Below are 13,870 nucleotides of genomic sequence, written 5' to 3' on the forward strand. Positions count from 1 at the left end.
CGGAAGTTTCATGGTAGCGTGCCGGGAACCCCGAAGCACGGATGTGCCAATGAAGCCCGAGAGTCCTGCCATGCCGCTCCCGGAGCGCTACACCCGTCATGTGGTGCAGGTGCGTGACCCGCATGCGGAGCTGGTGGCGGACTTTTGCGAGGGCATGCTGGAGGCACCGCGCTGGCTGCCGCCAAAGTACTTCTACGATGCCCGTGGTTCGCAGCTTTTCGATGCCATTTGCGACACGCCCGAGTATTACCCCACTCGTCTTGAATCCGCCCTGCTGGAGTCCCGAGCGAGCGAGATCGTCGAGGCCTCGGGTGCCCATACACTGATCGAGCTCGGCAGCGGGACCTCGCGCAAGACCGAGTACCTGATAGCGGCGTTGAACGAGCGTGTCGACGATCCGTATTACGTCGCCAATGATGTCTGTGGAGAGATCCTCGACGAGGCGGCCGAGCGACTGCTGGGACGATTCCCCACACTCGTGATCGAGGCGCTGTGTGGTGACTATCTCGCCGCGCTTTCGGCCCTTCCCACGCTGACACCTGTCCCAACGGCCCCGCGCCTGTTCACCTTTCTCGGCGGCAGCCTGGGGAACTTCGAGGATGCGGAGGCGATCGCCCTGCTGTCCCAGATTTGCGCTGCCATGGCCGCGGAGGATCGGCTCCTGCTCGGGCTGGATCGGGTCAAGGCTGTTCCCGTACTGGAGGCGGCCTACAACGACGCGGCCGGTGTGACGGCGGCGTTCAACCTGAACCTGCTGTCCGTCCTCAATCGTGAGTTGGGAGCGGACTTTGATCCCGACGGTTTCCGCCATCGCGCGCCGTTCGTCGAGGCGCATTCCCGCATCGAGATGCATCTGGTCGCCCAGGGTGACCAGACCGTCCAGGTCTCCGAACCCGCAACCACCCTGCAGTTCGCCGATGGCGAGTCCATTCGCACCGAGATCTCGCGCAAGTTTACGCGCCCGATGGTGCAGCAACTGCTGTCCGGCGCCGGACTGTCGCAGGTGGCGGAGTGGTCGGCGCCGAACGAGGCCTACAGCCTGTTCCTGCTGGCCCCGGCGGGCGCTCAGGCATGAGCCGGAACCCGCGTCTCGTGCTGGTCCGTCACGCCCAGGCGGGCAACGCAGGGGACTGGGAAGGTGCCGACCGGGATCGGCCGTTGAGCGAGGCCGGCCAGGTGAGCGCCCGGCGCATGGGGGCCTCGCTGACCCACTTGCTTCCCGGTCATGTGGAATTGCTGACCAGCCCCTACCTGCGCGCGCGTCAGACGGCGGCACCCATCGCCGAAGCACTGGGTGTGCCGGTGCGCCAGAAGAAATGGCTGGCCCCCGGGCAGGTGGCTGGTGTCGAACTGGAGGCCCTGGCCGCCCGCCTGCCGGCGGACGGCAGTCTGGTGGTGGTCGGCCATGAGCCGGACCTCTCCTCGCTGGCGGGACGCCTGATGGGCTGTCCGTCGGGTGCTTCCGGGGTGCATATGGGCAAGGGTTCGGCATGCGCCCTGGGAGGTGGTCTGCCCGGTCCGATGGAATTGCTCTGGCTATTGCCCCGCCGGGCGCTGGAGGATCTCTCGGGAGAACGCGGGTAGATGGGCACGGACGGGCAGGGCGAGACCGTCGCGGCGGTTGATCTGGGCTCCAACAGCTTCCACATGATCGTGGCCCGGCGTCATGACGGCGAGGTCCTGAAGATGGACCGGCTCAAGGAAACGGTGCGACTGGCCAGCGGTCTGGATGCCCGCGGTCGCCTGGATGCGACGGTCGAACGCCGCGCACTGGATTGCCTCGAACGTTTCGGCCAGCGACTGCGCCAGCTACGCCAGGGCAGTGTGCGCGTCGTGGGCACCAATACCCTGCGCCAGATGGCCGACAGTCAACGTTTTCTGGCCGCCGCGGAGCAGGCCCTCGGGCATCCGGTGGAGATCATTGCCGGGCGCGAGGAGGCCCGGCTGATTTATCTGGGTGTGGCCCATACGCTTGCCGATGACGAGGGCCGGCGCCTGGTGATGGACATCGGCGGCGGCAGCACCGAATTCATTATTGGCGAACGCTTCCGGCCCATCCTCGCCGAAAGCCTGGAAATGGGCTGCGTGACTTTCACCCAGCGGCACTTCTCCGATGGCCACTTGACCCCCCGGGCGTTTGCCGCCGCCGAGCTGCATGCTGGCCAGGAGTTGCAGCCGATTGCCGCTACATACCGCGAAGCCGGATGGGATCAGGCGTTGGGAGCCTCAGGCACCATCCTGGCGCTGGATCGTATCGTGCGCGAGACCGGGATCGACGAGGCACCGGGCATGACGCTTGATGCGTTGCGCACCCTGCGCGAACGCATGATCGAGGTCGGGCGCCTGGACAAGCTGGAGCTGCCGGGCCTGGCCGAGGACCGGGTACCGGTGATTGCGGGCGGACTGGCAGTGCTGATCGGGGCGTTCGAGGCGCTGGGGATCGAGCGGCTGCATCCTTCCGATGGTGCCCTGCGCGAGGGGGTGATCCACGATCTCCTGGGCCGTTTCCGGCACGAGGATGTACGGGGCCTGACGATCCACAACCTGCGCCGCCGTTTTGCCGTGGACGAGGCGCAGGCCGAACGGGTACAGGCCATGGCGGCCCGGCTGCTGGGGGCGGTCCGGGCCCGCTGGGGGCTGGACGAGAGCGACGGCGAGCGCCTGGACTGGGCGGCCGAGCTGCACGAGGTGGGGTTGGCGCTTGCGCACAGCAAGTACCACAAGCACGGCGAATACATCCTCAACTGGGCCGATCTTCCGGGGTTCTCGCAACCCGAGCAGCACGAACTGGCGCTACTGGTGCGCCTGCACCGTCGCGCGTTCAAGCCGAAACTGCTCAATGACGTACGTCAGGCGCGGGTCGAGCCCCTTCTGCGTCTGGCCAGTCTGCTGCGATTGGCGGTGCTGCTTCACCGCTCGCGCGCGCCGGAACCGCCGCCGCTGGAGCGGCTCGAGGCACGCGAACGCGGGCTGGTGCTGGGCTTTGCCGCTGGCTGGCTGGATGCGCATCCGCTCACGCGGGCGGATCTGGAGGAAGAGGCCGGGCAGTGGGCGCGCCACGACCTGGAGCTGACCTTCAGCTAGCGAGGGTTTTGAGCAACTGCTGCTGTGCCGAATGGGGTGCTTCGTCCGCGGCCGGCTGGACCCGCTGGTAACTTCCGTCGGCCTGCAGGGCCCAGGCACTGGCGGTATCCCGCAGGTAGTTGAAGAGTGATTCCTCCGCGACCCGGTCGCGCATCGCGGTATCGCGAATCGGAAAGGCGACCTCCACCCGGCGAAAGAAATTGCGGGGCATCCAGTCGGCGCTGGACAGATACAGCTCGGGCTCGCCCCCGTTCTCGAAATAGAACACCCGCGAGTGCTCCAGAAAGCGGCCGAGCACCGAGCGGACCTCGACGTTCTCGGAGATGCCCGGCACGCCTGGTCGCAGGCTGCAGATGCCGCGCACGATCAGCTGAATCTTCACGCCCGCCTGTGATGCGCGATACAGCGCCTGGATGATGCCGGTCTCGTTCAGCGAGTTCATGCGCGCGACGATCCGCGCCGGCCGACCGTCGCGCGCGTTCTCGGCCTCGCGTTCGATCTTCTCGCACATCGCATCGTGCAGACGGAAAGGCGCCTGGATCAGTTCGCGCAGGCGCTCCACCTTGCCAAGGCCCGTGAGCTGTTGAAACACGCGATGCACGTCCTCGGTGAGTACCGGGTCGGCCGTCAGCAGGCCGTAATCGGTATAGGCCTTGGCGGTGCCCGAGTGATAGTTGCCCGTGCCCAGGTGGGCATAGCGGACCAGCTTGTCGCCGTTACGACGTACCACCAGGGCGAGCTTCGCATGCGTCTTGTAGCCGACCACGCCGTAGGTCACGTGCACGCCCGCATCCTGCATGCGGTTCGCCAGTTCGATGTTGTCGGCCTCGTCGAAACGGGCGCGCAGCTCGATGACCACGGTCACCTCCTTGCCCGACTGCGCGGCCTCGATCAACGTTTCGACCAGTGGTGACTGGGTGCCCGTGCGATAAAGCGTCTGTTTGATCGCCAGAACGCGCGGGTCGCGGGCGGCCTGGCGCAGGAAATCCACCACCGGCATGAACGACTGGTAGGGGTGATGCAGCAGCAGGTCCTGCTCGCGGATGGAGGCGAAGATGCTTTCACCGCTGGCATCCGTGCGCGGCAGGGCGGGGATGAATGGGGGAAACTTGAGATCGGGCCGGTCGACCAGGTCGTACACGGCCATCATGCGGTTCAGGTTGACCAGGCCGGTGACCTGGTAGAGATCGTCTGCCTCCAGGTGGAATTCCTGCAACAGGAACTGCGCGACCTCGTCCGGGCAGTTGTCCGCGACCTCCAGGCGTACCCCCGCGCCGTAGTTGCGTTGCGGCAGCTCGCCCTCCAGCGCGTTCAGGAGGTCGTCGATCTCCTCTTCCTGCACGAACAGATCGGAGTTGCGGGTTAGCCGAAACTGGTAGCAGCCGGTGACCTTCATACCCTTGAACAGCTCGCTGACGTGGGCGTGCAGGATGGACGACAGCAGCACGAAATCGGAATCGCCGCTGGCTACCTCACGCGGGAGTTTCACCAGACGCGGGAGGGAGCGTGGTGCCTGGACCACCGCGCGCCCGGACTCGCGGCCGAACGCATCCTTGCCCTTGAGCGTGACGATGAAGTTCAGGCTCTTGTTCAGGATGCGCGGAAACGGGTGCGCGGGGTCGAGCCCGATCGGACTCAGGACCGGCTGCAGCTGCTCGTGGAAGAACTGGCGAACCCAGGCTTTTTGCTGCTCGCTCCAGTGCGAACGACGCACAAAATGGATGCCTTCTTCGGCCAGCGCCGGGATCAGTTCGTCGTTGAGGGCACGATACTGGTCGTCGACCAGGTCGTGGGCCCGGGGCGCGATCTGGCGCAGCTGCTCGGTCGCGGACAAGCCATCCGGTCCTGGCGCCTGGACGTTCAGGTCGATCTGCTGACGCAGCGATCCCACGCGTACCTCGAAGAACTCGTCGAGGTTGGTGGACGAGATGCTCAGGTAGCGTAAGCGTTCGAGCAGGGGAAAGCCCGGGTCGCGTGCCAGTTCCAGCACGCGCCGGTTGAATTCCAGCAGTGACAGCTCGCGGTTGAGAAAGAGCTCGGTATCGGTCACGTCGGCATCCGGCATGCACGACTCGGGGCAAGGGTGGGGTCCCGAGTGTAGGCCTGCATTATGTCAGTTTCGTGACAGGCCGGGCGAAGGTCTCAGGCTCCGCGGGTCAGCAGGAATTCCATCAGGGCCTTCTGCGCGTGCAGCCGGTTCTCCGCCTCGTCCCAGACCACGCTTTGCGGGCCTTCGAGCACTTCGGTGGAGACCTCTTCTTCGCGGTGTGCGGGCAGACAGTGCATGAACAGGGCGTCGTCGTTGGCCAGACGCATCAGGTCGGCGTCCACGAAGAACCCGGCAAAGGCCCGGCGGCGGGCGCTCTTTTCCTGCTCCTGCCCCATGCTGGCCCAGACGTCGGTGACGACGAGGTCGGCACCCTCGGCCGCCGCGCGCGCATCGCGGGTGAGCTCGAAATGGTCGCGCGTGGCACCCACGACGTCCTCTTCCGGGTCGTAGCCCTCGGGGCAGGCCGCCACCAGCTGGAAGTCCAGCAGGTGCGCGGCATACATGTAGCTGTGGCACATGTTGTTGCCGTCGCCAATCCAGGCCACGCGCTTGCCCCGGATGTCGCCCCGGTGTTCAAGATAGGTCTGCAGGTCAGCCAGCAGCTGCGCGGGATGTTCCCGGTCGGTCAGACCATTGATCACGGGGACCGAGGAGTGCTGGGCGAACAGTTCGATCTTCTCGTGTTCGTAGGTGCGGATCATCACGCAGTCCACCATGCGCGAGAGTACGCGGGCGGTGTCCTCGATCGGCTCGCCGCGGCCCAGTTGGGTGTCGCGCGGGGACAGGAACAGGGCGTTGCCGCCCAGTTGCTGCATGCCGACTTCGAACGAGACGCGCGTGCGGGTCGAGGACTTCTCGAAGATCATCCCCAGGGTCTTGCCGCGCAGGATGTCATCGTGGTGCTCGCCTGCGTGGGTCTGGCGTTTCAGTTCGATGGCCCGTGCCAGCACGGCGCGCGTCTCGTCCGCGGAGAGGTCATGGAATGACAGGAAATGGCGGGGTTTCATGCCTGTGCCTCCTGGGATACTTCGGACGCGAGCAGTGAGCCGACCAGCTCGGCCACGGTGCTGGCGATCTGCTCGACCTGGGTGTCGTCCACGATCAGTGGCGGCAGCAGCCGGACTACGCGCTGCGCGGTCACGTTGAGAATCAGCCCTGCGTCAAGGGCGGCCTGAACCAGTGTCCCGGCCGGGCGATCCAGCTCGATGCCGATCATCAGTCCGCGTCCGCGTACGGCGACGACCCCCGGTTTGTCCTCGAGCCGGTCAGCCAGCCGACGGCGGAGGATCTCGCCTTGTCGTCCAGCTTCCTCGCACAGGCCCTCGTCCTGCATCACGTCCAGCACGGCCAGGGCCGCCCGGCAGACCAGGGGATTGCCACCGAAGGTGGTGCCGTGGGTACCCGGGGTGAACAGACCGGACGCACGGCCGGCCACCAAGTTTGCCCCAATCGGGATGCCGTTGCCCAGGCCCTTCGCGAGCGATATCACATCGGGCGTGATGCCTTCATGCTGGAAGGCAAACCAGTGTCCGGTGCGGCCGATCCCGGCCTGGATCTCGTCCAGCATCAGCAGCCAGTCGTGCTGGTCGGCCAGTTCGCGCAGGCGCCGCAGGTATCCGGGCGGGGGTACGTGGATGCCGCCTTCACCGGTGATGGGTTCGACCAGGATGGCGACCACGTCGGGGTCGCTGCCCAGGGCCGCGACGGCCTCGGCATCGCCATGGGGGACGTGCACGAAGCCCTCGACCAGGGGTTCAAATCCGGCATGGATTTTTTCGTTACCGGTGGCCGACAGCGTTGCGAGCGTACGCCCGTGGAAGCTGCCGTGCATCACGATGACCTTCGGCTTCTCGATGCCGCGGCGGCGGGCATGCAGCCGGGCCAGCTTGATCGCCGCCTCGTTGGCCTCGGCGCCGGAGTTGCAGAAAAAGGCCTGGTCCATCCGTGCCAGCGCGCACAGGCGTCGCGCGAGCTGTTCCTGCAAGGGGATGCGGAACAGGTTCGAGGTATGGACCAGCGTCTGAGCCTGATCGCAGATCGCATGTGCCACTTTCGGGTGGGCGTGCCCAAGGCCGCAGACCGCAATGCCGGACAGGGCATCGAGGTAGCGTTTGCCCTCGGTATCCCAGAGCCAGGCGCCTTCCCCCCGTTCGAAGGCAACCGGCAGCCGGCTGTAGGTATTCTGCAGGACGTCACTCATTAGCAAAGCTCTCCCAAATGAAGAAGCCGGCGAGCGAGCCGCCGGCTTCTGCCCAGGGTGCCGCACTGGGGCTGCACCCAATCGCGTTATCGCGACTTTATTTCATCTGCTGGGCGACAAAATCCCAGTTCACCACGTTCCAGAAGTTTTCCAGATACTTCGGACGCGCGTTGCGGTAGTCGATGTAGTAGGCATGTTCCCAGACATCGCAGGTCAGCAGCGGGGTCTTGCCATCCCGCATCGGGTTGGCCGCGTTGGAGGTGTTCACGATCTCCACCGAGCCGTCGCTATTTTGCACCAGCCAGGTCCAGCCGGATCCGAAATTGCCGACCGCGGCCTCGTTGAACTTCTCCTTGAAGCCATCAAACGAGCCAAAGGCGCTGTTGATCGCGTCGGCCACCTTGCCGGACGGCTCGCCACCGGCGTCCGGGCCCATGCAATTGAAGTAGAAGGTGTGGTTCCAGACCTGGGCGCCGTTGTTGAAGATGCCGCCGGCCGGGGCCTTCTTGATGATGTCCTCCAGCGAGGCGTTCTCGAATTCGGAACCGGGCAGAAGGCCGTTCAGCTTGGTCACGTAGGTCGCGTGGTGCTTGTCGTGATGGTATTCCAGCGTCTCGGCGGAGATGTGCGGCTCCAGCGCGTTCTTGGCATAGGGCAGATCGGGCAGTTCGTAGGCCATGAAAGACTCCTTGTAAGAAAACATGCGAGACTGCGGCTGGCCGACCATCGGTGGCCGCGCCAGGAAACCCGTCAACGATAGTCACGTTGCCCGGGTGATGCAATTTCCGATGATGCGGCTTGGTTATCGTTCAGCCAACGTTTGCGGAATTGTGAAGGAGCCACGGCATGTCCGCGCACGACGCCGATCAACAATCGGACGGCGACTCTCCGGCGGCGGGTGCGAGCCCTACCCGCAGCGCCTATGCCTGGCGCGGGCGCATTGGGCTCTTCCTGGGCCCGCTCCTGATGCTCGCGTTCCTGCTTTTCTCGCCGCCAGAAGGCGTTGCACGCGAGGCCTGGTGGGTGCTCGGGCTGACCCTGTTCATGGCGATCTGGTGGATCACCGAGGCCTTGCCTCTACCCGTCACGGCGCTACTGCCGATTGCCCTGTTGCCGCTGCTCGGCGTGATGCCGATGGACGCGGCGACCGCGCCCTATGCCAATCCCATCATCTTCCTGTTCATGGGCGGCTTTGCGATCGCGCTGGCGGTGCAGCGCTGGGGGCTCCACCAGCGGATTGCGCTCGCGATCGTCAGCCGGGCGGGGGACCGCCTGCATCTTCTGGTGGGGGCGTTCATGCTGGCCACTGCAGGGTTGTCGATGTGGGTCAGTAATACCGCGACCGCCGCGCTGATGTTGCCGATTGCCCTGTCCGTTCTGGCGCTGATGGATCGTGATACGCACATCGCGGGTAACGAGATCGGCACCCATTCGCGCCGTCCCGCACTGGCGCTACTGCTGGGGATCGCCTTTGCCGCCAACATCGGGGGCATGGCGACGATCATCGGCTCGCCGCCGAACGCGCTGACCGCCGCCTATCTGGGCGACCGGCATGGCATCGAGATCGGTTTTGTGCAGTGGATGATGCTGGGCCTGCCTTTGGCCACCGCGTTGCTCCTGCTGGCCTGGTGGCTGCTGACGCGCTGGGTCTTCCCGGTCCATCGCGTACGCCTGCAGGGGTTGCAGGCAATGATGGACCAGCAGCGTGCCGAGGTCGGAGCCTGGTCGCGGGCCGAATACCGGGTCGCCGGCGTCTTCCTGCTGGTGGCGCTGGCCTGGCTGTCGCGTCCCTTTCTGGAGGGTCTCCTGCCGATTCACCTGACCGATGCCGGGATTGCCATCCTGGGTGCCGGGCTGTTGTTCCTGCTGCCCTCGGGCGCAGCCGACCAGCGCCGGCTGCTGGCCTGGGACAACACGCGCGAGCTCCCCTGGGGGGTGCTGCTGCTGGTCGGCGGGGGCCTCAGCCTGGGCGCGGCCATCGAGGCGAGCGGCCTGGCGGAGCTGGCCGCCGAGGGTCTGGGTGCCGCCCAGACATGGCCGCTGCTGCTGATTATTGCCGGGACCGTGGTGGTGACCATGTTGCTGTCGCATGTGACCAGCAACACAGCCACCGCTGCGACGCTGCTGCCGCTGGTGGCCGCGCTGGCGATGCACATGGAGATCCCGGTCGTGCTCCTCGCGATCCCTGTGGCCTTTGCGGCCTCAGTGGCCTTCATGCTGCCGGTCGCGACCCCGCCAAACGCGATCGTGTTCGCCAGCAATCGACTGCGGGTGATCGACATGATCCGTGGCGGGGCGCTGCTCTCCATGGTGGCGATTGCCGTGATTACGCTTGCGGTCTACGCCCTGGCGGAGGTCATCCTGATGCAGGGATAGGTTCGTCTCCCGGCCTTTCAGGCTTCCTGTGACGCCCCTCAAGTTTTATGCTGCGCCGCCGCTAACGTCGATGAAATGCCGCAGCAAGGATGCCGCTGGCCCGCAAAGCCTTATTGGGGAGAGTCTTCAAAATGTTCGATAACATCCGAATCGGAGTCCGGCTGATGGTCGGGATTATCACGGTGGTGCTGCTGGCCGTGATCCTGACCCTTGTGGTCGTGATGAACAGCCTTGGCACCATGGCCGATCGTGCCGAACAGCGCGAACTGACCGATCTGGCCGCGCAGCTTGTCGGTCGTCTGGACCAGGAAGCCGCGCGCGCGACCGCAATGGCAGAGACCGTGGCGAAGATCCCCGACGTGCAGGAGGCGATGGCGACGGGCGATCGCGAGCGTCTGGCCGAGATGACTGTTCCGAGTTTTGCCTCGCTCAGCGAGCAGTACGGCGTGCATCTGTACCAGTTCCATACCCCGCCGGCGACTTCCTTCCTGCGCGTTCACTCGCCCGACAATTATGGCGACGACCTGTCCGGGTTCCGCCAGACGGTGGTCGACACCAACGAGAAGCGCACCCCGATCTCGGGGCTTGAGGAAGGGGTAGCGGGTCTCGGCATTCGCGGGGTTGTGCCCATCGAACACAATGGCGACCACGTCGGTTCGGTGGAGTTCGGTCTTTCGTTCGGCGACTCCTTCTTCGAGGAGTTTACTGCGGATACGAATTCACCGGTCGCGCTTTATCTGCGCGATGGCCGTTCGTTCAGCCGTTTCCGCGGGACGATCAGCGGCGACCCGACCTTCAGCGATGCCGAAATGCGCGAGGTCATGGAGGGCGAAGAACTGGTGCGCAACGTGACCTACGAAGGTAACCCGATGGCCGTGGTCGCGCGTCCTGTTACGGATTTCTCCGGTGACGTGGTCGGCGTGCTTGAGGTCATGGTGGACCGTAGCGCGTATGTGGCCATGGCGCGCAACGCGACTGGTACCGTGGTGGCGGTCGGGGTGATTGCCGTGGCGCTCGGCGCCCTCCTGGCCTGGCTCCTGACCCGAAGCATTGTTCGTCCGCTGAACCGTACGGTGGCACGCCTGAACGATATCGCGGGTGGCGAGGGCGATCTGACCCGTACGCTGGAGGTCTCTGGCAAGAACGAACTCGGCGAGCTGGCGGAGGCGTTCAACAATTTCGTCAAGAAGATCCGTGGTCTCGTCTCCACGGTCGCGGCTGGAGGCGATCAGGTCGCCGCGGCCGCGAACGAGCTGTCCGCCACCAGCGAGCAAACCAACGAGCAGGTACGGCGACAGAAGTCGGAGATCGATCAGGTTGCCACGGCCATGAACGAGATGACGGCCACGGTGCAGGAGGTGGCCCGCAACGCGGCGGATGCCGCCGCCGCGGCACAAAACACCGACCAGGATGCCACCGAGGGTCAGCAGGTCGTGCAACGCACCGTGGCCGCGATCAACGCGCTGTCGCAGCAGGTCGATGGTGCCGCCGAGGTGGTCAGCCGCCTGTCGCAGGATGCCGAGGAGATCAACAAGGTCCTGGAAGTCATCGGCGATATCGCTGATCAGACCAACCTGCTGGCGCTGAACGCGGCGATCGAGGCCGCGCGAGCGGGTGAACAGGGCCGCGGGTTCGCGGTGGTCGCCGACGAGGTGCGTACCCTGGCCAGCCGCACGCAGGATTCGACCCACGAGATCCAACAGATGATCGAGCGCGTGCAAAGCGGTACCCGCGAGGCGGTGCAGGCGATGGAAGATGGCCGTTCCAAGGCGCACCAGAGCGTGGAGCAGGTCAACCTGGCGGGCGAATCGCTGACGGCGATCACCCAGTCCGTGACGCGCATCAGCGACATGAACACGCAGATCGCCAGTGCCGCCGAGGAGCAGTCCACGGTGGCCGAGGAGATCAACCGCAACGTCGCCAACGTGACCGAGGTGCTGGATCAGACCGCGGCTGGATCGGAACAGATCCGCAATGCCTCGGAGGAGCTGTCCAAGCTGGCGTCCGAGCAGCAGCAGCGGGTGGGGCAATTCAAGGTATAAACCCCGAGCCAGTTGATGCCAAGCCCGGGTCCGGAGACGGTCCCGGGCTTTTTTGTGGTCGGGCTACGGACTCTCGACGGGCGGAAACAGGCGCTCGCCGTTTTCTCGGGCGATCATGCGCTGTACGTTGGGTGGCATCTGCTGGAGCCAGGCTCGGGTGCTGTCCTTCAGCACGGTAAAGTGCTCCCAGCGGGCGAGGCTGAAGGTGTCATTGCCGATCAGGAACCGGTCCGGATAGTCGAGGAACAGCTCGAACCAGTCGGCGTCGATGATGCCGCCGGGATTGATGCGCGGGTTGCGCATGGAGACATCCATGACCATGTTCGGGTGCCGGTCCAGGTAGTCACGCACCAGGGGCGGGTAGGCATAGGAACCGGCGTGCGCCCAGAGGATGCGTACCTCGGGCTGGACGGCGTAGGCATGGTCGATCACGGCGGGATCGCCATGGATCACGATCCACAGATCGCGCTCGACCGCCAATGCCAGCAGATCCTCGAAGCCGGGGGCGAAGCGGTCATCGGCCTGGATGTGCAATTCCCCGATCCCGCGCCACTGGACTGGGCTTCGGTCGAGGATGGCCTCGACCTGTTCCCGCAGGCCGTCCTCGTACATCCAGTCCATCTTGCGCCCCAGGCGCTGGGAGATCTCGAGAAACGGGACGATGCGCGTACCCACCTTCGGTTCCAGCGCTTCGATCAGTTTCGAGCGCGGGGCCATGATGATCGCGGACTGAATCGAATTCTCTTCGAGCGTGCGTGCAACAGCCTCTGGCGGGAAGTGTTCCATCTGCCGGTCGCGGTAGTGCAGGTGGGCATCGAACAGGGGTTCAAATGCCTGGGCAGAGGCTCCACCAAGCAGCGAGCCGAGCAGCAGGGCCGCGGCCGGAAGAATGAACAGACGGGGCAGTCTTCGAGGGCGGTTCAGGGCAGCCATTCAGCGGGTTCCTCGGGTATGGGACCCCATTTTATACCGCGTAGTGCCGCCAGGCCTCGCGTTGGTGGCCTGTCCTTCTGGCGTCGTTGTCAGGCGTGGGAGTCCCCGGACACCGCCGCATCTCCGGAGCGCCCATCCGGACGGTTCGGGTCGAAGCGCTCACGCAGGTATTCGCCGATCGCATCCGACTCGTACAGCCAGCGTACCTGGCCGTCCGGTTCCTCAATGCGCAGGCAGGGCACTTGCAGCTTGCCGCCCTCGGTCTGCAGCGCCTCGCGGTGCGGGCCGGCCGCCTGGGCATTGCGCAACTCGATGTCGAGCGACAGCCGCTGCATGGTACGGCGGGCCCGGATGCAGAACGGGCAGGCCGGGAAATGGTACAGCGCGAGGTGGCGCGTCTGTTCGTCAACGCGGGCCTGGTCGGCGGGGTCGCGCTCGATGCCGCGCGGTCGCGACAGACGCTCGCCAATCAGCATGAACGGGGTGAGGATCAGGCGTACGCCGCGGAAAAACCATCGGATCAGAAATCGCATGCGCGAAAGGATGCCACAAGCCCCCCGGCGGGTGACAGAGCCCGCATCGGGCGTGGCACGTCACGGCTGGCCGAAGTCGAACTCCCACGGGTCTTCCGCCGGGGCATCCAGCAGGGACGGTCGCAGGCGAATCACGGTGTAGCCTGCTGCCTTCAGGTCCTCCAGTCGATCCGGTGCGGCAGTGGCCACCTCGACATGTTCGAGGAAGGCATCGGACTCGAGATCGCGCCAGCCGGCAAAGGTCCCGCAGACCACGACGTTGACGCCGTCATCCATCACCAGTGACTCGATCTCGGCGTGGAGCGAGCCATGTGCCGCGGCCTGGGCACGGGTGAGGGTGAACTGCTCCGCCCCGTGGGTGACGACCGCGATCGGCAGGTCCGGAGCGCGCTGGCGCAGCACTCGGATATTCGCTTGGATCTCGGGCAGCAGCGCGCTCAGGGCCGCGCGGTCATTCTCGACAATCTCGAATGCGACGCCATCGGGGAGTTCGTCCTTCTCGAACAGTGCCTTCACCTCGAAAGAGGGTGCGGCCTCTTCGACGTCATCCGCCCCCCACACGCCTCCAACCGCCGCGAACAGGGTCAGGCCGGCCAGGGCAAACAACGTCGAGATGAAACGCGGCATCGGGTCGCAGGGTCCGGGCATGAAT

General features: G+C 65.5%; 12 protein-coding genes. 5 read left to right on the plus strand and 7 right to left on the minus strand.

Annotated elements, in window-relative coordinates; all coding sequences use genetic code 11:
* Positions 1–49: 49 nt before the first annotated feature.
* Genes egtD through F813_RS0102200 form a run of 3 tightly spaced genes read left to right on the plus strand, consistent with a single transcriptional unit; the run spans position 50 to position 3,084 of the window.
* Entirely contained in the window at positions 50–1,075 is a 1,026-nt protein-coding gene (gene egtD, locus F813_RS0102190; protein ID WP_017925381.1) for an L-histidine N(alpha)-methyltransferase, read from the plus strand.
* A gap of 17 nt (positions 1,076–1,092) precedes the next feature.
* Positions 1,093–1,584, plus strand: coding sequence for a histidine phosphatase family protein (locus F813_RS0102195; RefSeq protein WP_017925382.1), 492 nt, complete (start codon positions 1,093–1,095; stop codon positions 1,582–1,584).
* The gene (locus tag F813_RS0102200) at positions 1,585–3,084 is read left to right on the plus strand and encodes an exopolyphosphatase (protein WP_017925383.1); all 1,500 of its coding nucleotides are present in this window, start codon (positions 1,585–1,587) and stop codon (positions 3,082–3,084) included.
* Here the strand turns inward: F813_RS0102200 and ppk1 are convergent.
* The 4 genes from ppk1 to F813_RS0102220 all read right to left on the minus strand — a co-directional run bounded on the left by ppk1 (position 3,077) and on the right by F813_RS0102220 (position 8,013).
* On the minus strand, positions 3,077–5,149 hold the full coding sequence (ppk1, locus tag F813_RS0102205; RefSeq protein WP_017925384.1) for a polyphosphate kinase 1: 2,073 nt from the start codon (positions 5,147–5,149) through the stop codon (positions 3,077–3,079). The genes F813_RS0102200 and ppk1 overlap by 8 nt on opposite strands.
* A gap of 77 nt (positions 5,150–5,226) precedes the next feature.
* Complete coding sequence (gene argF / locus F813_RS0102210) at positions 5,227–6,141, minus strand: ornithine carbamoyltransferase (RefSeq protein WP_017925385.1); 915 nt, start codon at positions 6,139–6,141, stop codon at positions 5,227–5,229.
* Complete coding sequence (locus tag F813_RS0102215; protein WP_017925386.1) at positions 6,138–7,334, minus strand: acetylornithine transaminase; 1,197 nt, start codon at positions 7,332–7,334, stop codon at positions 6,138–6,140. Before F813_RS0102215 ends, argF begins: the two co-directional genes overlap by 4 nt.
* Before the next feature lie 97 nt (positions 7,335–7,431).
* Positions 7,432–8,013, minus strand: coding sequence for a superoxide dismutase (locus tag F813_RS0102220; protein WP_012982357.1), 582 nt, complete (start codon positions 8,011–8,013; stop codon positions 7,432–7,434).
* Between the two features lie 167 nt (positions 8,014–8,180).
* Here F813_RS0102220 and F813_RS0102225 point away from each other — a divergent pair, with 167 nt between their 5' ends.
* Positions 8,181–9,710, plus strand: a complete 1,530-nt coding sequence (locus F813_RS0102225) for a DASS family sodium-coupled anion symporter (RefSeq protein WP_017925387.1) — start codon at positions 8,181–8,183, stop codon at positions 9,708–9,710.
* A 131-nt stretch (positions 9,711–9,841) separates the two neighbouring features.
* Complete coding sequence (locus F813_RS0102230) at positions 9,842–11,752, plus strand: methyl-accepting chemotaxis protein (RefSeq protein ID WP_026148104.1); 1,911 nt, start codon at positions 9,842–9,844, stop codon at positions 11,750–11,752.
* Between the two features lie 63 nt (positions 11,753–11,815).
* Here F813_RS0102230 and F813_RS0102235 read toward each other — a convergent pair whose 3' ends face one another.
* The 3 genes from F813_RS0102235 to F813_RS0102245 form a co-directional block, all read right to left on the minus strand.
* On the minus strand, positions 11,816–12,685 hold the full coding sequence (locus F813_RS0102235) for an amidohydrolase 2 (RefSeq protein WP_012982360.1): 870 nt from the start codon (positions 12,683–12,685) through the stop codon (positions 11,816–11,818).
* A gap of 89 nt (positions 12,686–12,774) precedes the next feature.
* Positions 12,775–13,218 (minus strand): glutathione S-transferase N-terminal domain-containing protein, encoded by a 444-nt coding sequence (locus tag F813_RS0102240; RefSeq protein WP_017925389.1) that lies wholly within the window; start codon positions 13,216–13,218, stop codon positions 12,775–12,777.
* Between the two features lie 60 nt (positions 13,219–13,278).
* Entirely contained in the window at positions 13,279–13,845 is a 567-nt protein-coding gene (locus F813_RS0102245; RefSeq protein WP_017925390.1) for a DsrE family protein, read from the minus strand.
* Positions 13,846–13,870: the final 25 nt, after the last annotated feature.

Origin of the sequence: Thioalkalivibrio sp. HL-Eb18 (assembly GCF_000364985.1) — a bacterium.
GTDB lineage: Bacteria > Pseudomonadota > Gammaproteobacteria > Ectothiorhodospirales > Ectothiorhodospiraceae > Thioalkalivibrio.